Origin of the sequence: Mesorhizobium sp. M1E.F.Ca.ET.045.02.1.1 (assembly GCF_003952485.1) — a bacterium.
In the GTDB taxonomy this organism is placed as follows: Bacteria; Pseudomonadota; Alphaproteobacteria; order Rhizobiales; family Rhizobiaceae; genus Mesorhizobium.
On sequence record NZ_CP034447.1, the window covers coordinates 4,848,559 to 4,874,846 of the forward strand.

Below are 26,288 nucleotides of genomic sequence, written 5' to 3' on the forward strand. Positions count from 1 at the left end.
GTGGAGCAATTCCGGGAAAAGTGCGCTGCGGTTTTGCGTCCGGGATTGCTCGAAGCAAAGAGTAGAGCGGTTCAGAACTGAACCGCGTTCGTCAACGAGGAATGCCCATCCATGAACATGGCCCAGAACATCGTTGCCGGCCTCGACCGGATCCTTACCATGGAAGTCGTGCGCGTCACCGAGCGAGCCGCGGTCGCCGCCGCAAGGCTGCGCGGTCGCGGCGACGAGAAGGCCGCCGACCAGGTCGCGGTCGACGCCATGCGCCAGGAGCTCAACCGTCTGGCCATCAAGGGCACGGTTGTCATCGGGGAAGGCGAGCGCGACGAGGCGCCGATGCTTTATATCGGCGAGGAGGTCGGCACCGGCAAAGGTCCAGCAGTCGACATAGCGCTCGACCCGCTCGAAGGCACGACCATCTGCGCCAAGAACCTGCCCAACGCGCTGGCCGTCATCGCCATCGCGGAAAAAGGCAGCCTGCTGTTCGCGCCCGACGTCTACATGGACAAGATCGCGATCGGTCCGGGCTATGCCGAGGGAACCATCGACATCGACGCCTCACCGGCCGAAAACATCGCCAATCTGGCCAAGGCCAAGGGCGTCGCGGTGACCGATATCACCGCCTGCATCCTCGACCGGCCGCGTCATGCCAGCCTGATCGACGCCGTGCGCGCCACGGGCGCGGCGATCCGGCTGATCGGCGATGGCGATGTCGCCGGCGTCATCCACACCACCGATCCGGAAGAGACCGGCATCGACATCTATCTCGGCACCGGCGGCGCGCCGGAAGGGGTGCTTGCAGCGGCAGCGCTGCGCTGCACCGGCGGGCAGATGCTTGGCCGGCTGATCCTCGACACGCCGGAAAAGGTGGCGCGGGCCGCAAAGATGGGCATTTCGGATCCGAAGCGGGTCTATCGCGCCCAGGACATGGCGCGCGGCGACGTGCTGTTTGCGGCAACCGGCGTCACCGACGGCAATATGCTCGACGGCGTGAAGTTCGGCCGTACCTTCATCACCACCCATACCATCGTGCTGCGCTCGTCCTCACGCACCGTGCGCGAGATCAAGGCGCGCCATCAGGATCTGGACAAGTTTTGATTTCGCCTTGCTTGAATTCTTTCGACGCAATTGCGGACGGAAAGCCGTTCCACAGTTTCCTTTAGCCGCTCGCTTTCCCGGAATTGCTACGGCCGCCGCATATTGATATCTGCCAGAGGATGATGTGCAGGCGGCGCGCCGCATGACGGGCGAAAGACGGTTCTTCCTCGATGTCAGGCAGTCGGCGACCGGTGTCTCCTGGGGGCACCGGCTGACCGAGCGGCAGGACATGGTGGCTTTGGCCATCGCGCAAGGCCACGGCGTGCCCGACATCGTCGCCAGGGTGCTCGCGGGGCGGGGCGTGACGGCCGAGCAGACCGAGCGTTTCCTCGATCCGACCATCCGCGAGCTTTTGCCGAACCCTGCCTCGCTGACCGACATGGAGAAGGCGGCGGCGCGGCTGGCGGATGCGATCGTGGCCGGCGAGAAGGTGGCGATCTTCGGCGATTACGATGTCGACGGCGCAGCGTCGTCGGCGCTGCTGAAGCGCTTCCTCACGCATTTCTCGGTGCCGTCCGAAATCTACATTCCCGACCGCATCTTTGAAGGCTATGGCCCCAATCCGGAAGCCATGCGCGAGCTGATCTCGCGCGGCGCGAAGCTGATCGTCACCGTCGACTGCGGTACCAACAGCGCCGCCTCGATCGAGGCGGCAAAGCAAGCCGGCGCTGATGTGGTGGTGCTCGACCACCATCAGGTCGGCGGCGCGCTGCCGGCGGCGGACGCGGTGGTCAATCCGAACCGGGAGGACGACCTCTCGGGGCAGGGGCATCTCTGCGCGGCCGGTGTGGTCTTCCTATGCCTGGTGCAGACGGCGAAGTTGCTGCGCGAGAGGCTGCCGAACGCCGACCCTGTCGATCTGCTTTCCCTGCTCGACCTCGTCGCGCTGGCGACGGTCTGCGATGTGGTGCCGCTCACCGGGGTCAATCGCGCGTTCGTGGTCAAGGGGCTGCAGGTCGCGCGCCAGCAGAAGAATGAGGGATTGGCGGCGCTGGCGCGGGTCTCGCGCATCGGCGAGCCGATCAACACTTTCCATCTCGCCTATCTGATCGGGCCGCGCATCAATGCCGGCGGGCGCATCGGCGATGCCGCGCTCGGCAGCCGGCTGCTCGCCACCGACGATCCGGTGGAAGCCGCGAGCATTGCCGAGACGCTCGACCGGCTCAACCAGGAACGGCAGCAGATGGAGATGGAGATGCTGGCGCAGGCGCGCGCCGAGGCCGATGCCGAACTCGCCGGCGGCAACGGCCCGGCCATCGTCGTCACCGCCAGCAACAGCTGGCATCCCGGCATCGTCGGGCTGCTTGCCTCCCGCCTCAAGGAGCATGCGCGCCGTCCCGCCTTCGCTATTGCCTTCAATGCCAATGGCATCGGCACAGGCTCGGGACGCTCGGTATCCGGTTTCGATCTCGGCCGGCTGGTGCGCGAGGCGGCCGATGCCGGGCTGATCGTCAAGGGTGGCGGCCACGGCATGGCGGCCGGCATCACCGTCGAGCGCGCCAAGCTCGGCGCGCTCAGAGCCTTCTTCGAGGAGCGCGCGGCGGCGGACGTGTTCCGGCTGCAGAGCGAGGAAAGCCTGGCGATCGACGGAGCCTTAGCCGCCGAGGGCGCGACGCTTTCGCTTCTCGATGCGCTGGAAAAAGCCGGCCCGTTCGGTGCCGGGCATATCGCGCCGGTATTCGTGCTGCCGCGTCACAGGCTTGCCGATGCGCGGCCGATCGGCACCAATCACATCCGCGCCGACCTGCAGTCGCAAAGCGGCGGCAACATCCAGGCGATCGCATTCCGCGCCGTCGACACCGCGCTCGGCGAATTTCTGTTCAAGAACAGAGGCAAGACCGTGCATGTCGCCGGTTCGCTCTCGGCGAACCATTGGAACGGCAATCGCACGGTGCAATTCCGCATCATGGATGCGGCGCTCGCATAAGGCGGGGAAAAATCAGGCCAGGACCGTCTGCAGCCGCGTCAATTCGCTGATCTGAGACATCGTCGCCTGATAGCCGAGGCGGATCGCCTCGTCGGCGCGGTGGAACTCGGTCAGGCCGATATGGCTGAGCTTCGGCTGCAGCGACATGTCGGGCGGATCGCCGGCAAGCCTGGCGCGCGAAATCCGGTCCTGGATGATGTTGAAGGCTTCGACCATGACGCCGGTGACGCCGAGCCGGGTCTGGTGTGGATGATGCTGAGGATTGGCCTGACCGGGGCTCGGCGCGTCCTTCTCGACGACCAGTTCGCCGGCGCTGTGCTTGATCACCGCGGCGCGGCCGAACAGGTCGTAATGCAGGTTGACGGCGACGACGAGCGGCTGCTCGTAGGCGCGGCAGACCGAGACCGGCACCGGGTTGACCAGGGCGCCGTCGACCAGCACGCGGCCATTGCAGTTCACGGGTTCGAAGACGCCGGGCAGCGCGTAGGACGCGCGCATGGCGGTGATCAGCGAGCCGTTCGACAGCCAGATCTCATGACCGGTGCGGACTTCCGAGGCGACGGCGACGAACGGCTTCATCAAATCCTCGAAACGGATACCGTCCACGTGCTCACGCAGACGCGCATCGAGCTTCATGCCGCCGAACAGGCCGCTGCCGCGGAAATTGAGATCGAGAAGCCCGAAGATGCGCCGCTTGGTCAGGCTCCTGGCGAATTCCTCCAGCTCGTCCAATTTGCCGGCAAGATAGCAGCCGCCAACGAGCGCGCCGATCGAGGTGCCTGCGATCATCGACACTTCGATGCCGGCTTCGTCCAGCGCGCGCAGCACGCCGATGTGGGCCCAGCCACGGGCGCAGCCGCCGCCGAGCGCCAGCGAGATGCCCATCTTCTTCGCCGACTTCGGTTCGGGCACGCCGCCGGACGATGCAGGGCCGTTGGCCTCCTGAACGTCAGGTCTGCTGCGCAATGACGCCCATTCGAGCATCATGATCTCCCCTTGTCCCGTATCCCTTCTACCACAAGGATGTTTGAGAATAGTGAATATAAGGGATTTGTGAATATTGAATGGTTCACACCGGCTTCCGATACGTCTCTTGCGCATCGAACAGCGGCTTGCTGCCATCGTCGGCAAGCGTCGCCTTGCCGTCGCTGAGCCCCACCGTCCGATAAAAGCAGGAACGTCTGCCGGTATGACAAGTTGCGTCGTGGCCCAATACTTTGACGCTCAACCATATCGCGTCCTGGTCACAATCCGTGCGCATCTCGACGACGCGCTGGAAATTGCCCGAGGTCTCGCCCTTCTTCCATAGCGCGTTGCGCGAACGCGACCAGTAGTGCGCGATGCCGGTTTCCAGCGTCAGCGCCAGCGCCTCCGCATTCATGTGCGCGACCATCAAAAGCATGCCGTCGCCGGCGTCGGTGACGACAACGGTCACGAGGCCGGCGGCATCGAAGCGCGGAGAAAGGACGGCGCCTTCCTCCAGCGCCTTCTTGTCTGCTGGAGCTTCGGGAAATTGCAGTGACGACATTGCCGGTTCGTCTTTTTGCTTGACCATGATCTTATCCGAAAACCGGGTCCCACTTTTCGGGACCATGGTCTGAAAGCCGGCGATCAGCCACGCACCATGGTGACGAAGCGCACCTGTTCCTCGGGCGTGTCCTTGAAGACGCCGGTGAAGGTCGAGGTGAGCGTGGTCGAATCCTGCTTGCGGATGCCGCGCATGGCCATGCACATATGCTCGGCCTCGATCATCACGGCGACGCCGCGCGGGTTGAGCACGTCCTGGATGACGCCCGCTATCTGCGCGGTCATCGCTTCCTGCGTCTGCAGGCGATGGGCGAAGATGTCGACGACGCGCGCGATCTTGGACAGGCCGACGACCTTGCCGTCCGGCAGGTAACCGACATGCGCCTTGCCGATGATCGGCACCATATGGTGCTCGCAATGGGAGTGGAACTTGATGTCCCTGACGATGACGAGATCGTCATAGCCGGCCACTTCCTCGAAAGTGCGGCCAAGCTCCTCGGCCGGGCACATGTCGTAGCCGTTGAACATTTCGCGGAAAGCCTTGGTGACACGCTTCGGCGTGTCGACCAAGCCCTCGCGATCGGGGTTGTCGCCGGTCCAGCGCAAAAGCGTGCGCACGGCGGCCTCGACCTCGGCCTCGCTCGGCCGGTCGGTAACCGGCTTTTCCATGTAGGAGGAAGGGGGCATGAGTTTCTTGATGACGGCATCCATAAAGGCGTCTCCCGTAGTCCCACTCAAAGGTGGGACGAGTTGAACGGACCACGACCTTCGGGTGAAACTCGCCCGGTTTCCAGCCCGCAAGCGGCGTGAACAGATGAGCAATGACAATAGCTTGAGGTTGCCTTGTCGATGCCCGGCTGCGACCATTATATATGGTCGTGCTGAGCGAAAGGAAGACACAACAGCGGCAAACGCTGTTCGCTCGGCGGCGACGGATTGGAAAAATATGATCGACGACGTCTACAATGCGAAAATTCTGGGCTTCGCTGGAAACATCGCCCGGATCGGCCGTCTCGATCACCCCGATGCGACCGCCAGGGCGCATTCCAAATTGTGCGGCTCGACCGTCACCGTCGACTTGAAAATGGATGGCGATGTGGTGACCGATTTCGCCCATGACGTGAAGGCCTGCGCGCTCGGCCAGGCTTCCTCCTCGATCATGGCCCGGAATGTGATCGGCGCCAACGCGGATGAGCTGCGCGCGGTGCGCGAGACCATGCTGAAGATGCTGAAGGAGAACGGCGCCCCGCCGGAGGGCCGCTTTGCCGACTTGAAATATCTGGAGCCGGTGCGCGACTACAAGGCGCGCCACGCCTCGACCATGCTGACCTTCGACGCCGTGGTCGACGCGATCGGCCAGATTGAGAAGAAGCGCGCCGGACAGGCGGCTTGAGGACAGGGTGCTAGGCCGCTCGCCTTGTCACGGCGAATTCGCTTCGTATCCAGTCGGCGAAAGCCCTGGCCGGCTCGGAAAGATCCCGCAAATTTCTCGCCACCAGCCAGTAGGCACCGGACGCGACGTCGATGTCAAAGGGCTTGACCAGCGCGCCGGAGGCAAGCTCGTCGCCGATCTGCAAGAGATCGCCCAGTGCCACGCCGTGGCCGAGCAATGCCGCCTGCTTCGAAAGCGAAGCGTCGGCGAGCATCGGGCCGCGCGCGGGCACGGCATCGGCCGGCACGCCGGCCGCCTCGAACCAGCGCGCCCAGCTCTGGCGGTTTTCCTCGTGCAGCAGCGTGTAATGACGAAGGTCGATCGGCCTCTCCAGGGGAGGGCCGGACGCCAGCAGCGCCGGCGACAGGACCGGTGAATCGACGGTCGAAGCCAGACGCTCGGCATCGCTGCGCGGCCATGAGGTCGCGCGCTGGCTGAAGCGCAAGGCAAGCTCGGGCTGATCGCTGCGGAACTCGATCAACCTCGGATCGACCTCCAGGTAAACGTCGATATCGGGCCGCAACTGGCGAAAGCCGTTGAGCCGCGGCACCAGCCATACCGCTGCAAGCGAGGGTTCGACGCTGACGCGCACCACCGACTGCGGCGGCGAGGTTGCCAGATCCGAAAGCACGCGGTCGATGTCATCGAAGCTCCTGACCAACTGGTCGAGGAGCCGGCGACCAGCATCCGTCAGCTTGACGCGGCGATGGAGGCGGAGAAATAGGGGCTGGCGCAGGAAGGTCTCGAGCTCGCGGATCTGCCGGCTGATTGCGGCCTGCGAAACGTAAAGTTCCTCCGCCGCGCGGCTGAAGCTCAAGTGCCGGCCGGCCATTTCGAAACTCCTCAGCGCCGTCAGCGGCAACCGGCCCCGCTTCATTTTGCATAACCTCAAGTTATCCGAAGCGGAAACTATACTCGTTTGAAGGCGAAGGCCAGCGGCAGTCTAATCGGTGCTCGAAGGAGACCTGCCATGAACCAGTTGCTGGCCATTTTGAGCGACGTCATACGGATCGCCACCTTTCAGTGGCATGGCGAAGCCGCGCGCAGCCGCTGTTGCCGTGACCATCCAGAGGCTTCCTTGCACCACGCACCGTGGACTGACAGGCATCCCATCCGCCGATCCAGGCCATGAGAGCAAAAGGGCATTGCGTTCCGGGTCTGAAGCCCACATCTATCGCGCAGCGAAACGCGCTGCGGAGCTAGTGGTTGGCTGACCACCATGGGCATATGCACAGCGCCCGGCCTACCCAGCGCGGGCGCAACTGGCCGGGACCCTGGCGCAAGACGCCGGGCCGCGTCCTCGGCACGTCGCTCGTGCGCCTCTACCAACTGACGCTCTCCGGCTTTGTCGGCAACAACTGCCGGCATCTGCCGACCTGTTCCGAATACGCGCATGAGGCGATCGCGCGCCACGGCTTGTGGGCCGGCGGCTGGATGGCGCTGTTCCGGGTCTCGCGCTGCGGGCCGTTCGGAACGCATGGCATCGACCGCGTTCCGGAGACGCTTGCTGAGCGTTATGTCTGGTTCATGCCGTGGCGCTACTGGCAGATCGGCAGGAAACGCGGGCAAGCCGATGGCTGATCGCATCGACGTTTCGCAGGCTGCGTTTACGGTCCGGTAGGGTTAACGACAAGCTGCACAAACACTGCGAATTTGAGACAAAATCGAGACAAGACGCCTCGCTAAGCCGCTCTCCCGTAATCCCTTTCAGGAGTGAGCTTCGATGCGCCAGATGGACCGCTATCCGTTCTTTATTGCCGTTATTCTGTTCCTTCTGGCCTGGATGCTCGGCCTGCCGATGCGGGCGCAATCGGCGCCCCTTGCAGACATCCACTGCACGCTGATCCAGGATGCGGAAAGCGGCGCGACGCTTTACCAGGACGGCGTCTGCGACCGGCGCGTCAGCCCGGCTTCCACCTTCAAGGTGCCCTTGGCGCTGATCGGCTACGATGCCGGCATCCTGAGCGACCAGCACACGCCGAGCTGGGACTACAAGCCCGAGTTCAACGCGGTGAAGCGCGACCGCAAGACGGTAGATCCGACGATCTGGGAACGCGATTCCATCATCTGGTATTCGCGCGAGATCACGCGCCGGCTGGGGGCGAAAGGTTTCGCCGGCTATGTGTCGAAATTCGGTTACGGCAATGCCGATGTCTCCGGAACCGCCGGCAAGGATGACGGCCTGACCAATTCCTGGGTGGATTCCTCGCTCGAAATCTCGCCCGTCGAGCAGGCCGCTTTCCTGCGCCGGCTGCTGGCCGGCAAAATGCCGGTGTCGGAGAAGGCGCATGAGATGACAAAAGCGATTATCCCGAGCTTCAAGGCCGGCGACTGGACGGTGCAAGGCAAGACCGGCAGCACGGCGCTCGATAAGAACAAGCGGTCGGTCGGCTGGTTCGTCGGCTGGGCCGAGAAGGACGGCCGCCGCATCGTGTTCGCCCGGCTGGTTGTCGACGCCAGGCGCGGCGACATGCCGAAGGGTCCCGCGACGCGGGCGGCTTTCCTGAAGGACCTGCCGCGGCTGGTGAAGTGACCGATTTCAGACGCTTCGGCGGGCGCGAAGAATGTGCCCGCCGGAATTGCTCGTCGCGCCGTTTGGGGCTCGCGAAAAACGGGCGGCGATTGCGCCGCTTTTGAGATCTTCGATTTCGTCGAAGCCGAGATCATTGAGGGATTTCGCCAGCGCGCCGGGATCGAAGAAGCTGATCCAGGGCTCGCCGACGGATGCGACGCGCCCGGCATGGAAGGCAAGTGCGGCCTGTCCGGCCGCATCGCGGTTCTCAGCCGGTTCGCTGTAGTCGAACACGACCTCGCAGCCGGGGATGCCGGCAATGTAGGACAGCGTGCCAAAGATCGCTTTCCGAGTAAGATAGGGCACCACTCCAAGCCACATGAAGAAACTCGGCTCAGCCGGCCTCAGGCCGGCGGACGACAGTTCCTCCGACAGAAGCTGGCGCTCGAAATTGACCGGCACAAATTTGGCGCCCAGCGGCTCTGCGAGGCCGGCATCGGCGATAAGCCGACGTTTCCAGGCTTGCGTTGCCGGGTGGTCGACCTCGAAGACCGCGAGATCGGGGTGCGGGTTGCGCAGCGAAAAGGTGTCGAGACCGGCACCGAGCACCACGAGCTGGCGAATACCGCGCCGCACGGACGCCGCCAGCCAATCCTCGGCGAGGCGGGCGCGCGCCGCCACGAACAGGCGCATGCGGCGGCTGTGCTCGTCTTCCTGCTCGAGCTCCTCTGCCGCCGGGGCGCCGTCACCCAGAATTGTTATGGCGTAGCGGTCGCGAAACAGTCCTGCCTGCGGTGAAAGTTGATGCACTGCCCGCAAGCGCGCGACGCGAAGGGCGGTTCGACTGGGTGTGGCGTCTTCCATCCGGTCATCCAAATCCGTCCCCGGACCGTTCGCAAGTCTTCGCGACCAAGCTGCGATATCGCTGGTGACATTTCCTGACGGGGCTCTTTACCTGACGCGACACTGCCTCTAAAACCGCGCCCGCCGGCCATCGTCCATGTGATTGACGCTTCCGGCTAACCCTCTGCATGCTCCAGCACATTCCTGCGACATGCATTTTCACCACCCGCGCTCGTTTGCGGGACTGGATAGGAGACCTCTGATGCTGAATTCCGTTTCCCTGACATTTCCCGATGGCTCGGTCCGCGACTACGACGCGGCGATGACCGGCGCCGGCCTTGCCGAATCGATCTCAAAGTCGCTGGCCAAGAAGGCCGTGGCCTATGCGATCGACGGCACCGTGCGCGACCTTTCCGACCCGCTCGGCAAATCCGGCAAGGTCGAGATCATTACCCGCGACGACCCGCGCGCGCTGGAACTCATTCGCCACGACGCGGCACATGTGCTGGCTGAGGCCGTGCAGGAGCTTTGGCCGGGAACGCAGGTGACCATCGGGCCGGTGATCGAGAACGGGTTCTATTACGACTTCGCCAGGAACGAGCCGTTCACGCCGGAGGATTTCCCGGCCATCGAAAAGAAGATGCGCGAGATCATCGCCCGCAACAAGCCGTTCACCAAGGAGGTCTGGTCGCGCGAGAAGGCGAAGAAGGTCTTTGCCGAAAGGGGCGAGCGCTACAAGGTCGAACTGGTCGACGCCATTCCCGAAGACCAGGACATCAAGATCTACGCGCAGGGCGACTGGTTCGACCTTTGCCGTGGGCCGCACATGGCTTCGACCGGGCAGGTCGGCAACGCCTTCAAGCTGATGAAGGTGGCAGGCGCCTACTGGCGTGGCGACAGCAACAACCCGATGCTGACGCGCATCTATGGCACCGCCTTTGCCGACCAGGCGCAGCTCGAGGCATACCAGACGCTGCTGGAAGAAGCCGAAAAGCGTGACCACCGCAAGCTTGGCCGCGAGATGGACCTTTTCCATTTCCAGGAGGAGGGCCCCGGCGTCGTCTTCTGGCACGCCAAGGGCTGGAAGATGTTCCAGAACTTGGTCAACTACATGCGCCGCCGCCTCGACGAGCACGGCTACCAGGAAGTCAACGCGCCGCAGGTGCTGGACAAGAGCCTTTGGGAAACCTCCGGGCACTGGGGCTGGTATCGCGACGCGATGTTCAAGGTGACGGTTGCCGGCGACGATACCGACGACGAACGCATCTTCGCGCTGAAGCCTATGAACTGTCCCGGCCATGTGCAGATCTTCAAGCATGGATTGAAGTCTTACCGCGAACTGCCCGTAAAGCTTGCCGAGTTCGGCAACGTGCATCGCTATGAGCCGTCGGGCGCGCTGCACGGGCTGATGCGCGTGCGCGGCTTCACGCAGGACGACGCGCATGTCTTCTGCACCGAGGAGCAGCTCGCCGCGGAATGCCTGCGCATCAACGACCTGATCCTGTCGACCTATGCCGATTTCGGCTTCGACGAGGTCGCCGTGAAGCTGTCGACGCGGCCGGACAAGCGCGTCGGCACCGACGAGGCCTGGGAGCATGCCGAGGCGATCATGAGCAATGTGCTGGAGACGATCCGCACGCGCTCCGGCAATCGCATCAAGATCTCGATCAACCCGGGCGAGGGCGCTTTCTACGGCCCGAAGTTCGAATACGTGCTGAAGGACGCCATCGGCCGCGAATGGCAATGCGGCACCACGCAGGTCGACTTCAACCTGCCGGAGCGTTTCGGCGCCTTCTATATCGGCTCGGATTCGGAGAAGAAGCAGCCGGTCATGGTGCACCGCGCCGTGTGCGGCTCTATGGAGCGCTTTCTCGGCATCCTGATCGAGAACTATTCCGGCCATTTCCCGCTGTGGTTCGCGCCGCTGCAGGTGGTGGTGGCGACGATCACCTCCGATGCCGACGAGTATGCAATGAAGGTCGTCGAGCGGCTGAAGGCGGCCGGCCTGCTGGCCGAGGCCGACCTGCGCAACGAGAAAATCAACTACAAGGTGCGCGAGCACAGCCTAGCCAAGGTGCCGGTCATCCTCGTCTGCGGCAAGCGCGAGGCGGAAGAGGAGACCGTCAATATCCGCCGGCTCGGCTCCAGCGACCAGGAATCGCTGAAGCTCGCCGATGCGGTGAAGTCGCTGACCGACGAGGCGGTCTCGCCGGACCGCAAGCGCCGGGCGGCGTGAACCTCTCCTCCAATGGCGGTGGCATGGTCCACCGCCATTTTCACATGCCTGTCACGCCAAACCTGTAACGAGCCGTCATGCTCAAGCCGAAACTGCGGGAAAGACCCTTTCCCGAGCTCTCTTATGCCAACCAGCATCAGCCGGCGCTGACGCGGTGGTTCATCCATTCGGTCGAAGGGCTCTCGGGACGCGACCGCTTCGCCGTGCTCTATGATTTCTGGCGCCGCCAGGTTGCCCCAACGGGTGAACGCGTGTTCAGCCGCATGCTGGAGCTGATCGATGTCAGGGTGCGCAATGCCACCCAGTGGCCGCCGGTGAATTTGCCGGACACGCCGCTGGTGATCGTCGCCAACCATCCGTTCGGTATCGGCGACGGCATTGCCGTCCTGTCGCTCGTCGAGCAACTCGGCCGACCGTTCCGGGTCATGATCCACAAGGATCTGCTGAGGATCCGTGAGATGGAGGCCTATTCGCTGCCGATCGATTTTTCCGAGACCAAGGAAGCGCTGAAGAACAACATGGCCGTGCGCCACGAGGCGGTGCGGCTGCTGAAGGAAGGCGTCACCATCGTCGTCTTCCCGGCCGGCGGCGTCGCCACGGCGCCGAAAGGGTTCGGCCGGGCGATCGACCTGCCGTGGAAGATGTTCCCGGCCAAGCTCATCCAGGAAGCCAAGGCCTCCGTCATCCCGATGCATTTTTCCGGCCAGAACGGCCGCCTGTTCCACCTGGTCAGCGGACCGATGAACATGGCCGAGCGCGACAACCGCGTGGCGAAATTCGTCGGCAAGGCGTCGCTGACGCTGCGGACGTCCTTGCTCATCCGCGAGTTCGCGCGGCTGTCCGGCAAGGCGATCGAGGTGCGCATCGGCGATGTGCTGGGATGGAACGAACTGGAGCCGCTGCGCGACCGCAAGGCGCTGCTCGACCGGCTTTATCGCGCCGTTTTCGATCTGGCATCGCCGGCTGCGCCGAGGGGACGCGTACCGTTCCTGCCGAAGCGGATGCGCAAGGCCGCCTAAAGCGCGTCGCGATCTTTCAGATTCGCTCCGTGCGCTTTAGGTTTTTGATTTTACGCATGTCTTGTCCCGAAACCGGCTCCCACTTTCGGGAGACATGCTTTAACTCGACAGGTTAATCCGCGCCTTCCTCGGGATCGATGGCGGACGATTCATTGGCCACGACCTCGATCTCCTGGTTCTGCCCGGCCACGACCGTAAAATCCTTCTGGTAGATGCGGTCGCGGTTCTTGGCGATGATGGTGTATTGGCCTTCGGCCAGCACCATCGAGGCGAAGGCGCCGACGGCTTCCTTGATTGGATCGCCGGATTCGTTGAGCAGGGACCAGGAGGTGTCGGCGATGGCTTCACCGCCGGGCTCGCGCACCAGCTTCATCGTCATCTCGGCCGCGCGGTGCTCGACGGTGGCCTCCGTCAGCTTGCCGGCCTCGACGCGGATGTCGGAGCGGATCACCGCGTTGACCGCGCCATAGGTCGAGACGACGTGGTAGGTGCCGGCGTTCAGCCGCACCACCGAGTTCGGCTCGACATCGGGGGCGATCAGCGCGCGGTCGCCATTGGCCTCGGCCTGGCCTTCATAGATCGAGAAGCGGAGTTTCTTCGGCGGGATATGCGCGCCGCCCGACGTCACGGCGTCAAGTTTCAGGCCGCCGGCGTCGAGGACCAGGCTCTCGCGCTTGGCATCCTTGCCGACGGTGATGCGTTTGGTCGCGCCGGCCCGCCCATAGGAGGCATGGACGAGGTAGCTGCCGGGATCGAGCTGGAACACGGCCGTGCCGCCATGCGCGGACGCCACCATCGGCAGCTTGCCGTCGCTGGCGGGCTCCGGCCTGAACACGCGCCAGACGATGCCGCGGGTGATGTCGGCGCCCTTGTCGGTCAGCTGCGCCGAAAGGGTGATCGCGCCGCCGCTGCCGAGCGCCAGCGACCTCTCGCTTTTCGGCGTCGCATAGCTCGAAATGCCCGGCAGTTTGAGTTTGTCGACCTCGTTGGCGTTCTGGGCCAGCGCGAACGAAACCGGCACCGCGAACAGCGCGGCGACCAGCCAGACCACGACAAGGCGCAGAGTCCCCTCAAACATGCCTTGCGTTGAAGCCCAAGGCGGTGGCAATTTCAAGGCTCAAGAGCCTGCCGCGTTCCGCCAGGGCTCTTTATCCGGCGCATAATGCGTCATCGCCCGAGCCGCCCGGCCTCCCGATGGCGCGCTTCAGCTCAAAATTGGATGTTTCTAGGAGACTTGCGCCCATGGCGTCGCCGATCATCGACTTCCTGCTGACCCGCAATTCCGCGCCCATTCCCGACCTCAAGGAGCCGGCGCCGAGCGATGCGGAGATCGCCACGATGATCGCAGCCGCCTCGCGCGTTCCTGATCATGGCCGGCTCGAGCCCTGGCGGTTCATCCTCTACCGCGGCGAGGCGCGGGCCGAGATCGGCAAGAAGCTCGCGGCCCTTGCCGAGCAGCGCGAGGGGCCGCTGCCGGAAGGGCGGCACAACCAGGAACTGGCGCGCTTCTCGCGCGCGCCGCTGGTGATCGGCGTGGTGTCGGTGCCGCGCGAGAATCCCAAGATCCCGCAATGGGAGATGTTCCTGTCGGGCGGAATGGCGGCTATGAATCTGATGATCGCGGCCAATGCGCTGGGCTATGGCACCAACATGATCAGCAACTGGTATTCCGACGTCGCAGAGGGTAGGGCGATCCTCGGGCTGTCGCCGCAGGAGCGCGTCATCGGCTTCGTCCATATCGGCTCATACCAAGGACCTGCGCCGGAGCGGCCGCGGCCCGATCCGGCGAAGCTCTATGCCGACTACACCGGACCCTGGGCCGGCTAAAATGTTCTACGAGCCTTCGAAGGGGCATGGCCTGCCGCACGATCCGTCGAAGGCGATCGTGGCGCCCCGCCCCATCGGATGGATATCGACATTGAACAAGGCCGGCGAGATCAACCTCGCGCCCTATTCGTTCTTCAATGCGTTTTCGACGCGACCCTTCATTGTCTGGTTCTCATCCGAAGGCGCGAAGGACAGCGCCACCTTCGCTGAAGAGACCGGCGAATTCGTCGCCAATCTCGTCAGCCGTGAGCTGGCAGAGAAGATGAACCGCACGGCCGTCGATGCGCCGCGCGGCGTCAGCGAGTTCGCGTACGCCGATCTCGCCATGGCGCCGTCGCGCCTGGTCGCGCCGCCGCGTGTGGCGGAAGCGCCGGCGGCTCTGGAATGCAAGGTGACGGAAATCCTTCGTCCGCGGGCGTTGGACGGCACGCAAACCAGCGCCGTCGTCGTCGCCGGCGAGGTCGTCGGCGTCCATATCGACGATGCCTATCTCAAGGACGGCCAGTTCGACATCGTCAGGGCCGGCAATGTCGCCCGGCTCGGCTATATGGACTATGCCAGCGTCAACGAGATTTTCTCGATGCGGCGGCCGCGCTGGGGGAAGGATTAGAGCGCCTTGCCGTCATCACGGCGCGCACATAGCCCGGTTCGCCGATGCGGATGCTGCCGTCAGGCAGCCCGAGGATGCGGTCGAGCGCGATCTCGTAGAGCCTGACGCGCCTCTCCAGGGCTTCGATCGCTATTTCCAAGTCGGCATCGCTGCCGCTGGCGAACGCCTTGGCGATGACGTCGTGCGTGGCCATGCCGAACTGCATGACGATGTCGGCAACGCCTTCCGGGTCGAATGTTCGGAACGTGCCGTCCTCGACGCCTTGCCGGATGATCTCGACAAGCACGGGCGAGAACGACGCGCTGGCCGCCAGATTGATGCGGTGGAACAGCACCAGGTTTTCAGGCCGGAACAACGTCTCGAAAAGCGCCCAGGCTTCCGCCGCGGTCTCGATCTTGGCCTGCCGCGACTTTGCGAGCAGGGCATTGAGGCGCCCGAGCGGATCGAGCGCCGGATCGGCGAGTACGTCCTGGACACCTGCCAGCGCCTGTCTCGCGAAGCGCTCGGCCAGCGCTTCAAGCAGCGCCTCCTTGGAGGGGAAGTAGTGATAGAAGGCGCCTTTCGAGATGCCGGCGGCGGCAATCACGTCATTGAGGCTCGCCTTGTCGTAGCCATGCGCCAGGAACAGGGCCTGGGCATGGTTCAGCAGTTCTTCTCGCCTGAGTTCCGGATGCTTGATGATGCGTGGCATAGCGAAACCTTCTGCACGTCGCGACCGTTCCCGTCCAGATGCCTGAACGTCGATAAGACTTGAGAATAGACCATCGGTCGGTATAATAGACCGCTGGTCTAATATGGCCAATAGCGTGGGGCATGTCACGGAAGGTTGGTCATGATCGCGAAATTGGTTCTCCAGACATTCGTGTGGTTCGGCGTCATGGGCGCACTGATGTTTGGGTCGGCAGGTACGCTGCACTGGGCCGCAGCCTGGGTCTACATAGTCGTGATGGTCGGCCTAAGCCTTACCATGGGTGTGGCGCTCGCCCGGCGCGATCCGGGTCTGATGAATGAGCGCCTCCGCCTTCCGATCCAGAAGACCCAGTCCGCGGCCGATAAGATATTGCTGAGCATATTGCTGCTCGGCATCTTCGGCTGGCTGGCGCTGATGGGGTTGGATGTTCGTTTCGGCTGGTCGGCGGTTCCCGTATGGGTGCAAGCGATCGGCGCGCTGGTCCTGCTTGTCGGCATCTGGATCTGCTATCTGACGATGCTCGAAAACAGCTTCGCGGCGCCAGTCGTGAAGATCCAGGACGAGCGCGGGCAACGCGTCATCACCACCGGCCCCTACAGCTACGTCCGCCACCCGATGTATGCCGGCGCCATACTCTATTTCGCCGGCACCGCGCTGCTGCTCGGATCCTGGTGGGGATTGGCATCGGTGCTCGTCTTCATCGTGCTGCTCGCCATCCGCACCTTCATCGAAGAAAAAGCGCTGCGCGCCGGCCTGCGCGGATATGATGACTATGCTGCGGCTGTTCGCTACCGGCTGATCCCTTTGGTCTGGTAGCGGACTCCGGATTCAGCCGGATATTCCCGCCGCCCTGGCGCGGGCCAGCAGCCGTTCGGCCAGTCTGAGATGCGGCCGGTCGTACATCTTGCCGTCGATGCCGACCACGCCGGGATTTCCCGCCGCTGCGAAGGCAGCGACGATCGCCTGCGATCGCTCGACCGCCTCCGCCGACGGCGTGAAGGCGGCGTTGATGACGGGCACCTGCGCCGGATGGATCGCCATCTTGCCGGCAAAACCGTCGCGCTCGGCCTCGCGGCATTCGGCTTCGAAGGCAGCCATGTCGCGAAAATCCGGAAAGACCGTATCGATCGCCGCGACCTCGGCCGCGCCGGCGGCCAGGATGGTCATCGTGCGCGCCAGGCGGAAGACGTCGGTGTAGCGGCCGCTCTCGTCACGCGCCGAGCGCGCGCCGATCGCCGCCGACAAGTCCTCAGCGCCCCAGGTCAGGCCGGCAAGCCTTGCGCTTGCTCCGGCATAGCTCGCCGCCGCCAGCACGCCGGCCGCCGTTTCGGTGATGATCGGCAGGATTTTTATGCCGCCGTCCGGCAACCCGTTCTCGGCTTCGTGCACCCGAAGCTTGGCGGCGAGTTGCTGGACATCCTGTCCGCTGTTCGACTTCGGCAGCATGATGCCGTCGGGTTTTACGGGAACAAGTGCCGCGAGGTCGTCGTCGGTCAGACCGGTCGAGAGGTCGTTGACGCGCACATAGATGGCGGAGTTGATGTGCTGCCGGCGGCTAGCGATGAAGCTCGCCGCAACCGCGCGTGCCGCTGCCTTGTTGGCGGCGGCGACGGAATCCTCGAGATCGACGATGACCACGTCGGCGCCGGCGCCAAGGCCCTTTTCCAGCTTGCGCTCGGAATCGCCGGGCACGAAGAGCAGCGAGCGCATCAGGCTGCCTTCTTCATCATCATCGCCTGCCTCGTACATTTGGCGACGAGAACGTCAGCCTGATTGTAGGCGCGATGCTCGAACTCGACGATGCCGCGATCGGGCTTCGATTTCGAGCCGCGCACCGAAACGACCGTGGTCTCGACCCGGATCGTGTCGCCGTGGAAAACCGGATGCGGAAACACCGTTTCCTTCATACCGAGATTGGCGACGGTGGTGCCGACGGTGATGTCGTTCACCGAGATGCCGATCATCAGGCCGAGCGTGAACAGCGAATTGACCAGCGGCTTGCCCCATTCGCTTTTGGCGGCGAAGTCGAAATCGATATGCAGGGGCTGCGGGTTCAGCGTCATCACCGAAAACAGCATGTTGTCGCTTTCGGTGACGGTCTTGCGCAGCGTGTGCCGGAAGACATGGCCGACGACGAACTCCTCCAGATAAAGCCCGGCCATTGTCGATCTCCTCTGCTTATCCTTGCTTGATAGGCGTTGGTCGCGGCTCCATCAAGCCGGTTAAGAAACATGGTGAACCGTTCGTAAACCATTTCCAGCCTAACGTTCCCAGCGGGGCCGGGAACGTTCCGGCAAGGGCGTAGCTGGTCGGCATGATTGTTTCGCATTTTCTGAAATGGATCGATACGGCGCGGGTTTCCGAGCGAGCCGCAGCCGCGAGCGCGCTGGCCCGCGCCTATATCAATTCCGACCTGCCGTTCGAGGATCGCTGCGCGGCTGAGGCAGCGCTCACACTGCTGCTCGACGACGTCTCCGCCAAGGTCCGCCAGGCGCTCGCCGAAGCGCTGTCGATGAGCCACCACGCGCCGCCGCAGGTGATCGCAGCACTCGCCTCCGACCAGCCGGAAGTGGCGGCAGTGGTGCTGGCGCGTTCGCCTTTGCTTACCGATGCCGATCTCATCGACCGCGTCGCTTGCGGCCAGAAAGCCACCCAGAAGCTGATAGCCAACCGTCCGGTCGTCTCGATGTCGCTTGCCGCCGCTATCGCCGAGATCGGCGAGCCGGAAGCCTGCGCCACGCTGATCGCCAACAGCGGCGCCCACATCGCGTCGCTGAGCTTCCGCCGCATGGCCGAGCGGCACGGTCACCTGCCGCTTGTGCGCGAGGCGCTGATCGCCGACGCGCGTCTTCCCGCCGATTGCAGGCACACGCTTTTGGTCAAGCTTGGCGAGACGCTGAAGGGTTCGCCGCTGGTGCTGGCATTGATGGGCGCCGCTCGCGCCGATCGTGTGATGCGCGATGCCTGCGTGAAGGCTTCGGTCACATTGATCGAGGGCACGCGCGCCGAGGAGCATGCCGCGCTGATCGAGCATCTGAGGCTGCGCGGCGATCTCACCGCAGGCTTCATCATCCGCACCATCGCGCATGGCAAGGTCGACTTCTTCGGCTCAGCGCTGGTGGCGCTCGCCCAGCAATCCGAGCATCGGGTGAGGGCACTTTTGGCCGGCGGGCATGACGTGGCGCTGCAGGCGCTGTTCCGCAGCGCCGGCCTCGCCGCCGCCACGCATGGCATCATCCTGCGGGCGCTGAAGGTCTGGCGCGAGGTCGCCAATGGCAAGCGCGTCGCCGGCGTGCAGGAGGTGAGCTGGCTGATGCTGAAGGAGCTCGGCGGGCAATCGGCCGAGGGCGATCTCGCCGGGCTAGTGAAGTCGATCCACCTCGATGCGCTGCGAGAGAACGCGCGCGGGCACGCGCTGGCGATTGCAGCGGCATGAGGCGTCAGCCTCGGCCCCTTGCGAAAAAATCCGGATAATCCTCCATCGCCGCGGCGATGATGCGCAGCGAGGCCGCGATCTGCAGCATTTCGGGCCGGTCGCTGCGATCGGCGATGCCGGCCGCATATTGTCTCGCCACGGCGACGGTCGATGTCTGCGGTTCGCCATGTCTCCTGAACAGCAGTTCCCGCGCCAGGCCGCGCAGGAAGTTGGCGATCGATTCCACCGTCTCATGCGGCATGGCGGAATTCACCTGTGCGCCGCGCAGCCGCAGCACTTCGAGCCCGACGGTGACGACGGCGATGCTGCCGCCCAGAATGGGATCACCCTTCCTGCCTGTCCGTTGCAATTGCGGCATCAACTGGTTGATGCGGTCATAGGCAAGGCTCTCGAAGGCCGAACGCCGGGGGATGCGCTCGTGCAGGCAAAGGCGCGCCAGGTCCTCTCGCATCGCCTGCGAGATGCGCTCGACGGTGACCCAGGGATTTGCCGGCAGCACGACGATGAAGACGCCGATGGCAATCAGGATGCCGACCAGGATCGATGCCGATCCGGCAAAAAACGGGCCGGGATCATAGGTCATCAGCTGGTGCGGGCTGAGGAAAGCGAGGAAGTTGATGGCGAAGGCGGTGGCGACGCCGACATGGCGCGGATTGGCCATGCCGAGCGCCGCCGGCACCAGGATCGGCACGACAAAGAGCGTGAACCAGCCGAAGCCGGGCAGCGCCGGCAGGGCGACCTGGCCGACGAGGAAGGCGAAGGGCAGTGCCAGCAGCGTTCCCGTGAAGAAGCCCCAGGCGGACTGGACCGGATCGGGACGTGCTGCGAACAGGCTGGAGACGACGGCAACGAGGATGACGGTGCCGGCTGCCTCAGACCATTTGGTCGTCAGCCAGAAGGCCGCCACCAGGAGCGTGGCGAGAGCGGCGCGCACGGCGTTGCGCCAGGCGGCGTGATAGTCGCGATGCACCACCAGCGCCGGCTGCCGCCGGTCGCGGGAAGGCCCGGAGACCGGCGAGCGAAGCGCGTCCAGGCCACGCATCACCTGCTTCAGTGCCTCCGCGAAATCGGCGGCGATGGTGAGGCGGGTGAGGGTGCCGACCCGGTCTTCGCCGGGTTCGGTGGGCGTGGCCGGCGCGTCCCGCGCCTTGACCGCGATCGCGTCGAGCCGGGCAACCCAGGGGCCGGTATCGTCAAGCGCGCCGGGCGTTTCCGACAGGTCGCCGACGAAAGCCTGCAAGTCGCTGCGCACGGGGATGAGCGTCGCGTTTTTCGGCGCGGCATGGGTATGCAGCGCACGTGCCGCCGAGAGCGCCCACAGAAGCTGCCCGATCGTGCGCCGCACCGGATGGGCGCGCGGGGCGAAGCTCGGCGCCTCCAGCCGCGCATAGGTGCGCATCTCGGCAAGCGTCTGGGCATCGGTGATCAGCTTGCGCTGCAGCGCGGCAAGGCTAGCCGGGTCGCCGCCGGAAAAGGCGCCTCCGGCATAGTCCGCGAGATCGAGAATGCTGCGCTTCAGTCTCGATATGATGGCGTCCGCCGCCAGCTTCGGCAGGATCAGCCGGCTGGTGACGCCGGCGCAGACGATGCCGAGCACGATTTCGGCGCAGCGCGCGATGGCGAGATCGACAACGAGATGCGGCTGCCCGAACGCCGGCAGGCTGATGATCATCGCCGTATAGCCGGCAAGGGCCGCACCATAGGCCTCCGGATTGCGCAGCAGCGAGGAGACGAGCGTGCAGATGCAGATCCACACCGCCAGCGCCGTCACCAGCACCCAGGGATTGGTGCCGAACAGCGATGTGATGCCGATTGCGGCCAGGCCGCCGGCCAGCGTTCCGAGCAGCCGGTAGAAGCCCTTGGCCAGCACCATGCCGGCGACCGGCTGGGCGACGATGAAGACCGTCATCATCGCCCATTGCGGATGATCGAGGTTGAGGGCGTAGGCGGCAAGCAGCGCGATCAGCCCGGCCGAAACCGTGCGCAGGGCAAAAATCCAGTCCGAGCGCGTCGGCTGGGTCAGGCCGTTCAGCGGTATCTCGACAAACTCTTTCAGCCGCGTCCAGGCCACATCAAAGTCTCCGTATCGGAGCCTGTTATGGACCAGTCCGCGTTCAGATATCCAGCACGTCGGCTTCGGCGAACTCGGCGCGTTCCTGGATGAAGCGGAAGCGCGCTTCAGGCTTGGTGCCCATCAGCGCGTCGACGGTATCCTTGGTCGCCGCCTCGGCTTCGCTCACGTCGACCCTGAGCAGCGTGCGCTTCCTCGGATCCATCGTGGTCTCCTTGAGCTGCGAGGCCATCATCTCGCCAAGCCCTTTGAAGCGGCCGATCTCGACCTTGCCGCGCCCGGTGAATTCGGTGCGCAGCAGCTCGTCCTTGTGCGCGTCGTCGCGGGCATAGGCCACCTTGCCGCCCTGCCGGATCGAATAGAGCGGCGGCACGGCCATATAGAGATGGCCGCCGCGGACGAGGTTCGGCATCTCCTGGTAGAAGAAGGTGATCAGCAGCGAGGCGATATGCGCGCCGTCGACATCGGCGTCTGTCATGATGATCACGCGGTCGTAGCGCAGGTCCTCGTCGCGGTATTTCGTGCGCGTGCCGCAGCCGAGCGCCTGGATCAGGTCGGAGATCTGCTGGTTGGCCGCAAGCTTGTCGTTGCCGGCGCTGGCGACGTTGAGGATCTTGCCGCGCAGCGGCAGCACCGCCTGGCTGGCACGATCGCGCGCCTGCTTGGCCGAGCCGCCGGCCGAGTCGCCTTCGACGATGAAGAGCTCGGCGCCGGCGGCGGCGTTCTGCGTACAGTCGGCGAGCTTGCCGGGCAGCCGCAGCTTGCGCACCGCGCTCTTGCGCGAGACTTCCTTTTCCTGGCGCCGGCGCACCCGCTCGTCGGCGCGCGCGATCACCCATTCGAGAAGCTTCGAGGCTTCCTGCGGGTTGTCGGCCAGCCAATGATCGAACGGGTCGCGGATGGCGGTCTCGACGATGCGCATCGCCTCGATCGTCGCCAGCCTGTCCTTGGTCTGGCCGACGAATTCCGGCTCGCGGATGAATACCGACAGCATGCCGGCGGCCGAGATCATGACGTCTTCGGTGGTGATGATCGAGGCGCGCTTGTTGCCGATCAGGTCGGCATAGGCGCGAAGACCGCGCGTCAGCACGTTGCGGAGGCCGGCCTCGTGCGTACCGCCTTCGCCGGTGGGAATCGTGTTGCAGTAGGAGTTGAGGAAGCCGTCACCGCCGAACCAGGTCACCGCCCATTCCAGCGAGCCGTGGCCGCCTTGCTTGTCGCTTTTTCCCGCGAAGACCTCGCGCGTGACCTGGAACTCGTCGCCGAGCGTGGCCTTGAGATAATCCTTCAGGCCGCCGGGGAAATGGAATTCGGCCTTAGCCGGCGTCTGGTCCTTCTCCTTGATCAGCGAAGGATCGCAGGTCCAGCGAATCTCGACGCCGCCGAACAGATAGGCTTTCGAGCGCGTCATGCGGTAGAGCCGCGCCGGCTCGAAGGCTGCGCCCTTGCCGAAGATCTGCTCATCGGGATGGAAACGCGTCCTGGTGCCGCGGCGATTGTGCACCTCGCCGAGCTGCTCCAGCCCGCTTACCGGAATGCCGCGCGAGAATCTCTGCCGGTAGAGCTGCCGGCCCCGCGCGACTTCGACCTCGAGGTGATCGGACAGCGCATTGACGACCGAAACGCCGACGCCATGCAGCCCGCCGGAGGTCTCGTAGACCTTGGAGTCGAACTTGCCGCCCGAGTGCAGCGTCGTCATGATGACTTCGAGCGCCGGCTTCTTGAATTTGGGATGCGGATCGATCGGGATGCCGCGGCCATTGTCGGTGACGGTCAGGAAGCCGTCGGCCGAAAGCTCGACGTCGATGAAGGTGGCATAACCGGCGACGGCCTCGTCCATCGAGTTGTCGATGACCTCGGCGAACAGATGGTGCATCGCCTTGTCGTCGGTGCCGCCGATATACATGCCGGGCCGCCGCCGCACCGGCTCCAGCCCCTCCAGCACCTCGATGTCGGCTGCGCTGTAGCCTTCGCTGCCGTCGCGGGCGGCGGTCGAGCGCTTTGCCGCCTGAACCAGCGGATCAGCCGGGCGCGACGGTGCGCGCACTTGCTGCGGCTGCTTTTCCCGATTGCCGAAAAGATCGCTGTTGTCGTCCATGCTGGCCATTAAGTCCGGTACTGCGAATCACTCCTCGATACTGCCACGCTTTTGGCGGGCGAACGAGGTTCCTGTTCCGTTCAGGGATCAAAGTCTCTCTTATTCTAAAACCATTCGATAACCAAGCCGCCGGAAATAGGGCGGCCCGCGCCTCCCGGGATTCCTGATTCTTTAACAATGATGGTTACCGTGGGCGTCAACAAGCAAAAGACCGCGGGGCGTCAGGGGTTTTCGTTGTGAGGGGCAGGGCCATAACCATGATCGGCATCGCCGCCGTTTTCGGCGCGATCTCGATCTTTGCCGCGGACTTCTGGGTCAAAAGCCAGGCGAGGGCCTCCTCCGAGCAGAAGGTGGCATCGGTCGCGGTGCCGCAAGAGCCCAAGGTCGAGTTCAAGACCATCGTGGTGGCGAGCGCGCCGCTGCGCTACGGCACGGAACTCGGACGGTCCGCGCTCGCCGAAATTCCGTGGCCGCAGGATTCGCTGCCGCAGGGCGCCTTCTCGACCATCGACAAGCTGCTTGCCGAAGGCAGCCGAGTCGTGCTGTCGCCGATCGAAGTCAACGAGCCGGTGCTGCTTGCCAAGCTGTCGGGACCGAACGGCCGCGCGACGCTTTCCAACATGCTCTCGCCCGGCATGCGGGCGGTGACCATCCGCACCGACGAGATCGCCGGCGTCGGCGGCTTCATCACGCCGGGCGACCGGGTCGACGTCGTGCTGACGCGCGATGCCGGCGAAATCCAGGAAGTGGCCAAGAATGCTCAAGGGGCATCCGGCTCGACGGTCACATCCGAAATCGTCGTCTCGGACGCCAAGGTGCTGTCCGTCGGGCAGGGCGCGGACGAGCGCAAGACCGAGCCGCAGGTCGCCAATTCCGTGACCCTCGAGGTGACGAACGAAGGGGCGCAGAAAGTCGCGCTCGCCCGCACCGTCGGCACCTTGTCGCTGTCTTTGCGGTCCGCCGCCGACGCCAGCGCCGGCAACAATGGGCTCACCACCATCTCCTCCTTCGGCGGCTCGGTTGCCGCGAGCGCAGAGGCAAGCGCCGCCTCGCTGGCCAATGCGGTGGCGAAGGAGCCGGAGGAGCCAAAGTTCAAGACGGTGATCGTGTCGCGCGGCACGCAGGTCGAGGAATACAAGGTTCCTACCAAGCAAGCCGAGGGAGACGTCGTTCCTTCCAAGGAACAAGAACAATAGCCGGTGGGGACCGGTCGGGGACGGGACAATGCCTGTGTTGAACAAAGAACGGACGACGAGAGGGCTGCGCCTTCTGCGTGCAATGGCGGCGGGCGCCTTCCTGGCAGCCGCCGGAATGCTTGCCTTCGGGGCGCCGGCCCAGGCGAACAATGACGTCGTCTACGTGTCGGCGACCAAGAACGCCTCGATCAAAGTCGCCAAGGGCAAGCCGAAGACGATCATGACGAGCGCCGCCTTCTACCAGATCGTCATCGGCGATCCGGAGATCGCCAACGTCAACCCGCTGACCGACAAATCCTTCTATGTGCTGGGCAACAATCTGGGCACCACCGGCATTGCCCTCTTCGACCAGGACAAGCACCTCGTCGGCACCATCGATATCGAGGTGACGCTGGATACCGACCAACTCGCGAGCACCATCCGCGCCAGCGTGCCGGATGCCAAGATCAAGGTCGGATCGGCCAATGGCCGCGTGGTGCTGTCGGGCGAGGCCGACGATGCGGTTGCGGCCGAGAAGGCGAGCAAGATCGCGTCGCGTTTCTCCGGCAACGAGGAAGTGATCAACTCGGTCAATATCTCCTCCTCGCAGCAGGTTCAGCTCAATGTCCGCTTCGTCGAGATCAACCGCCAGGCGGGACAGGATCTCGGTGCCAAATACGGCGCCAACTTTGCCTTCGGCATGGGCGGTCGCGACGTCGTCATCGATCCGGGGGAGATAACGGGGGCGGGAACCGGCGAGATCATCGGTCGGCTGCTCTCCAACGGCGTCTCGATCGACATCGCCATCAAGGCGCTGGAAGAGCGCGGCCTGGCTCGACGGCTGGCCGAACCGAACCTGATCGCGCGCTCCGGCCAAACGGCGAGCTTCCTTGCCGGCGGTGAGTTCCCGATCCCGGTTTCCGAAGACAACGGCAAGATCAGTGTCACCTACAAGAAATACGGCGTCGGCCTGGATTTCACGCCGACCGTTCTCAAGGACGGGCTGGTCAGCCTCGACATCGCGCCGGAAGTATCCTCGATCGACACTTCTGCCTCCATCGAGGTCAGCAGCGGCATTTCCATCCCGGCCTTCATCGTGCGCCGGGCCAAGACCTCGGTCGACCTGAAGAATGGCCAGAGCTTCATGATCGCCGGCCTTTTGCAGTCGCAGAACGACATCACCACCTCGCGCCTGCCGGGGCTCGGCAAGCTGCCGGTGCTCGGTCCGCTGTTCTCCTCGAAATCCTATCAGCGGCGCGAGACCGACCTGGTGATCATCGTCACGCCTTACCTGGTCAAGCCGGTCGATCCGTCGAAGAAGATGGTCGAGCCGACCGACGGGACGCGGCCGGCAAGCAATGTCGACTACTTCCTGAACAACACCGAGGAAGTGAATGCCTCGGCGCCCAAGCGCCCCGTGGCGCTGGCCGACGGCAGTGCAGCCCGCCCGGTGGCCGCCACGACGTCCGGTCACTTCCTCGATCTGCCGAAGGATTGAGCCCATGCGTCTGGCTCCTTGCATCGCCTTGCTGCTCGCCGGCGCCCTCGCCGGGTGCACCAGCGACGACTACGTGCGCACTGAAGGCGTGACGCCGGCGGCCGGCAACGCCCAGGCGTCCAACACGGTCATGCAGATGGTCGACCCCTGGCAGTACGGCGTCCAGAACACCAGGCTTCTGGTTCCGGCGCAGAGCGCGAGTTCCTCGACCAGTGCCGCGGGCGCGAAAGCCGGTTCGGGGTCGGCACCAACGACATCAGCATCAACGGCATCGAACTGACGGGCTGAAGA

The 26,288-nt window shown here is 64.5% G+C and carries 25 protein-coding genes; 14 read left to right on the forward strand and 11 right to left on the reverse strand.

The features are described from left to right. Window positions 1-111: 111 nt before the first annotated feature. Window positions 112-1,095, forward strand: coding sequence for a class II fructose-bisphosphatase (gene glpX, locus EJ070_RS23295; protein WP_126093443.1), 984 nt, complete (start codon window positions 112-114; stop codon window positions 1,093-1,095). 142 nt (window positions 1,096-1,237) lie between these two features. Then, entirely contained in the window at window positions 1,238-3,022 is a 1,785-nt protein-coding gene (recJ, locus tag EJ070_RS23300) for a single-stranded-DNA-specific exonuclease RecJ (RefSeq protein WP_126093444.1), read from the forward strand. 12 nt (window positions 3,023-3,034) lie between these two features. On the opposite strand, the gene EJ070_RS23305 is transcribed toward recJ, so the two are convergent. The 3 genes from EJ070_RS23305 to folE all read right to left on the reverse strand — a co-directional run bounded on the left by EJ070_RS23305 (window position 3,035) and on the right by folE (window position 5,260). Beyond that, window positions 3,035-4,006 (reverse strand): patatin family protein, encoded by a 972-nt coding sequence (locus tag EJ070_RS23305; protein ID WP_126095879.1) that lies wholly within the window; start codon window positions 4,004-4,006, stop codon window positions 3,035-3,037. Between the two features lie 85 nt (window positions 4,007-4,091). Continuing rightward, window positions 4,092-4,550, reverse strand: coding sequence for a phosphoribosyl-AMP cyclohydrolase (gene hisI, locus EJ070_RS23310; protein ID WP_126095880.1), 459 nt, complete (start codon window positions 4,548-4,550; stop codon window positions 4,092-4,094). 83 nt (window positions 4,551-4,633) lie between these two features. Then, complete coding sequence (gene folE / locus EJ070_RS23315) at window positions 4,634-5,260, reverse strand: GTP cyclohydrolase I FolE (protein WP_126093445.1); 627 nt, start codon at window positions 5,258-5,260, stop codon at window positions 4,634-4,636. Between the two features lie 235 nt (window positions 5,261-5,495). Between folE and EJ070_RS23320 the strand changes: the two genes are divergently transcribed. Next, window positions 5,496-5,942 carry an iron-sulfur cluster assembly scaffold protein gene (locus EJ070_RS23320; RefSeq protein ID WP_126093446.1) on the forward strand — a complete coding sequence of 149 codons (447 nt, stop codon included), beginning with the start codon at window positions 5,496-5,498 and terminating at the stop codon, window positions 5,940-5,942. Window positions 5,943-5,952: 10 nt separating this feature from the next. Here EJ070_RS23320 and EJ070_RS23325 read toward each other — a convergent pair whose 3' ends face one another. Next, window positions 5,953-6,858 (reverse strand): LysR substrate-binding domain-containing protein, encoded by a 906-nt coding sequence (locus EJ070_RS23325; protein WP_126093447.1) that lies wholly within the window; start codon window positions 6,856-6,858, stop codon window positions 5,953-5,955. 329 nt (window positions 6,859-7,187) lie between these two features. Between EJ070_RS23325 and yidD the strand changes: the two genes are divergently transcribed. Continuing rightward, window positions 7,188-7,562: a membrane protein insertion efficiency factor YidD gene (gene yidD / locus EJ070_RS23330; protein WP_189350018.1), complete on the forward strand. Its 375-nt coding sequence runs from the start codon at window positions 7,188-7,190 to the stop codon at window positions 7,560-7,562. 142 nt (window positions 7,563-7,704) lie between these two features. Further along, window positions 7,705-8,514, forward strand: a complete 810-nt coding sequence (gene blaOXA / locus EJ070_RS23335) for a class D beta-lactamase (RefSeq protein WP_126093448.1) — start codon at window positions 7,705-7,707, stop codon at window positions 8,512-8,514. A 6-nt stretch (window positions 8,515-8,520) separates the two neighbouring features. Here blaOXA and EJ070_RS23340 read toward each other — a convergent pair whose 3' ends face one another. After that, window positions 8,521-9,357, reverse strand: coding sequence for an SAM-dependent methyltransferase (locus EJ070_RS23340; RefSeq protein ID WP_126093449.1), 837 nt, complete (start codon window positions 9,355-9,357; stop codon window positions 8,521-8,523). Between the two features lie 241 nt (window positions 9,358-9,598). Between EJ070_RS23340 and thrS the strand changes: the two genes are divergently transcribed. Next, the gene (thrS, locus tag EJ070_RS23345; protein WP_126093450.1) at window positions 9,599-11,572 is read left to right on the forward strand and encodes a threonine--tRNA ligase; all 1,974 of its coding nucleotides are present in this window, start codon (window positions 9,599-9,601) and stop codon (window positions 11,570-11,572) included. 77 nt (window positions 11,573-11,649) lie between these two features. Continuing rightward, on the forward strand, window positions 11,650-12,591 hold the full coding sequence (locus EJ070_RS23350; RefSeq protein WP_126093451.1) for a GNAT family N-acetyltransferase: 942 nt from the start codon (window positions 11,650-11,652) through the stop codon (window positions 12,589-12,591). Window positions 12,592-12,703: 112 nt separating this feature from the next. Here the strand turns inward: EJ070_RS23350 and EJ070_RS23355 are convergent, their stop codons facing one another. Beyond that, a complete protein-coding gene (locus EJ070_RS23355) occupies window positions 12,704-13,669 on the reverse strand; it encodes a hypothetical protein (protein WP_126093452.1) in 966 nt (321 codons plus the stop codon). 164 nt (window positions 13,670-13,833) lie between these two features. Here EJ070_RS23355 and EJ070_RS23360 point away from each other — a divergent pair, with 164 nt between their 5' ends. Both EJ070_RS23360 and EJ070_RS23365 read left to right on the forward strand, forming a co-directional pair. Further along, complete coding sequence (locus tag EJ070_RS23360; protein WP_126093453.1) at window positions 13,834-14,418, forward strand: nitroreductase; 585 nt, start codon at window positions 13,834-13,836, stop codon at window positions 14,416-14,418. A 1-nt stretch (window position 14,419) separates the two neighbouring features. Next, window positions 14,420-15,028 (forward strand): flavin reductase family protein, encoded by a 609-nt coding sequence (locus EJ070_RS23365; protein WP_126093454.1) that lies wholly within the window; start codon window positions 14,420-14,422, stop codon window positions 15,026-15,028. On the opposite strand, the gene EJ070_RS23370 is transcribed toward EJ070_RS23365, so the two are convergent. Beyond that, window positions 14,982-15,719: a TetR/AcrR family transcriptional regulator gene (locus tag EJ070_RS23370; RefSeq protein ID WP_126093455.1), complete on the reverse strand. Its 738-nt coding sequence runs from the start codon at window positions 15,717-15,719 to the stop codon at window positions 14,982-14,984. The genes EJ070_RS23365 and EJ070_RS23370 overlap by 47 nt on opposite strands. A gap of 141 nt (window positions 15,720-15,860) precedes the next feature. Between EJ070_RS23370 and EJ070_RS23375 the strand changes: the two genes are divergently transcribed. Beyond that, window positions 15,861-16,535: an isoprenylcysteine carboxylmethyltransferase family protein gene (locus tag EJ070_RS23375; RefSeq protein ID WP_126093456.1), complete on the forward strand. Its 675-nt coding sequence runs from the start codon at window positions 15,861-15,863 to the stop codon at window positions 16,533-16,535. Between the two features lie 12 nt (window positions 16,536-16,547). On the opposite strand, the gene EJ070_RS23380 is transcribed toward EJ070_RS23375, so the two are convergent. Both EJ070_RS23380 and EJ070_RS23385 read right to left on the reverse strand, forming a co-directional pair. After that, entirely contained in the window at window positions 16,548-17,429 is an 882-nt protein-coding gene (locus EJ070_RS23380) for a CoA ester lyase (protein WP_126093457.1), read from the reverse strand. Continuing rightward, window positions 17,429-17,881 carry a MaoC family dehydratase gene (locus EJ070_RS23385; RefSeq protein ID WP_126093458.1) on the reverse strand — a complete coding sequence of 151 codons (453 nt, stop codon included), beginning with the start codon at window positions 17,879-17,881 and terminating at the stop codon, window positions 17,429-17,431. Before EJ070_RS23385 ends, EJ070_RS23380 begins: the two co-directional genes overlap by 1 nt. A 152-nt stretch (window positions 17,882-18,033) precedes the next feature. Here EJ070_RS23385 and EJ070_RS23390 point away from each other — a divergent pair, with 152 nt between their 5' ends. Next, window positions 18,034-19,155 (forward strand): DUF2336 domain-containing protein, encoded by a 1,122-nt coding sequence (locus tag EJ070_RS23390; protein ID WP_126093459.1) that lies wholly within the window; start codon window positions 18,034-18,036, stop codon window positions 19,153-19,155. A gap of 4 nt (window positions 19,156-19,159) precedes the next feature. Here EJ070_RS23390 and EJ070_RS23395 read toward each other — a convergent pair whose 3' ends face one another. Next, the gene (locus EJ070_RS23395) at window positions 19,160-21,226 is read right to left on the reverse strand and encodes an FUSC family protein (RefSeq protein WP_126093460.1); all 2,067 of its coding nucleotides are present in this window, start codon (window positions 21,224-21,226) and stop codon (window positions 19,160-19,162) included. Between the two features lie 43 nt (window positions 21,227-21,269). Beyond that, window positions 21,270-23,324 carry a DNA topoisomerase IV subunit B gene (parE, locus tag EJ070_RS23400; RefSeq protein WP_126093461.1) on the reverse strand — a complete coding sequence of 685 codons (2,055 nt, stop codon included), beginning with the start codon at window positions 23,322-23,324 and terminating at the stop codon, window positions 21,270-21,272. 257 nt (window positions 23,325-23,581) lie between these two features. Between parE and cpaB the strand changes: the two genes are divergently transcribed. The 3 genes from cpaB to EJ070_RS23415 all read left to right on the forward strand — a co-directional run bounded on the left by cpaB (window position 23,582) and on the right by EJ070_RS23415 (window position 26,277). Further along, window positions 23,582-24,520 (forward strand): Flp pilus assembly protein CpaB, encoded by a 939-nt coding sequence (gene cpaB, locus EJ070_RS23405; RefSeq protein WP_126093462.1) that lies wholly within the window; start codon window positions 23,582-23,584, stop codon window positions 24,518-24,520. A gap of 82 nt (window positions 24,521-24,602) precedes the next feature. After that, on the forward strand, window positions 24,603-25,997 hold the full coding sequence (locus EJ070_RS23410) for a type II and III secretion system protein family protein (protein WP_245464958.1): 1,395 nt from the start codon (window positions 24,603-24,605) through the stop codon (window positions 25,995-25,997). A 4-nt stretch (window positions 25,998-26,001) separates the two neighbouring features. Continuing rightward, window positions 26,002-26,277, forward strand: coding sequence for a hypothetical protein (locus tag EJ070_RS23415; RefSeq protein ID WP_126093464.1), 276 nt, complete (start codon window positions 26,002-26,004; stop codon window positions 26,275-26,277). Window positions 26,278-26,288: the final 11 nt, after the last annotated feature.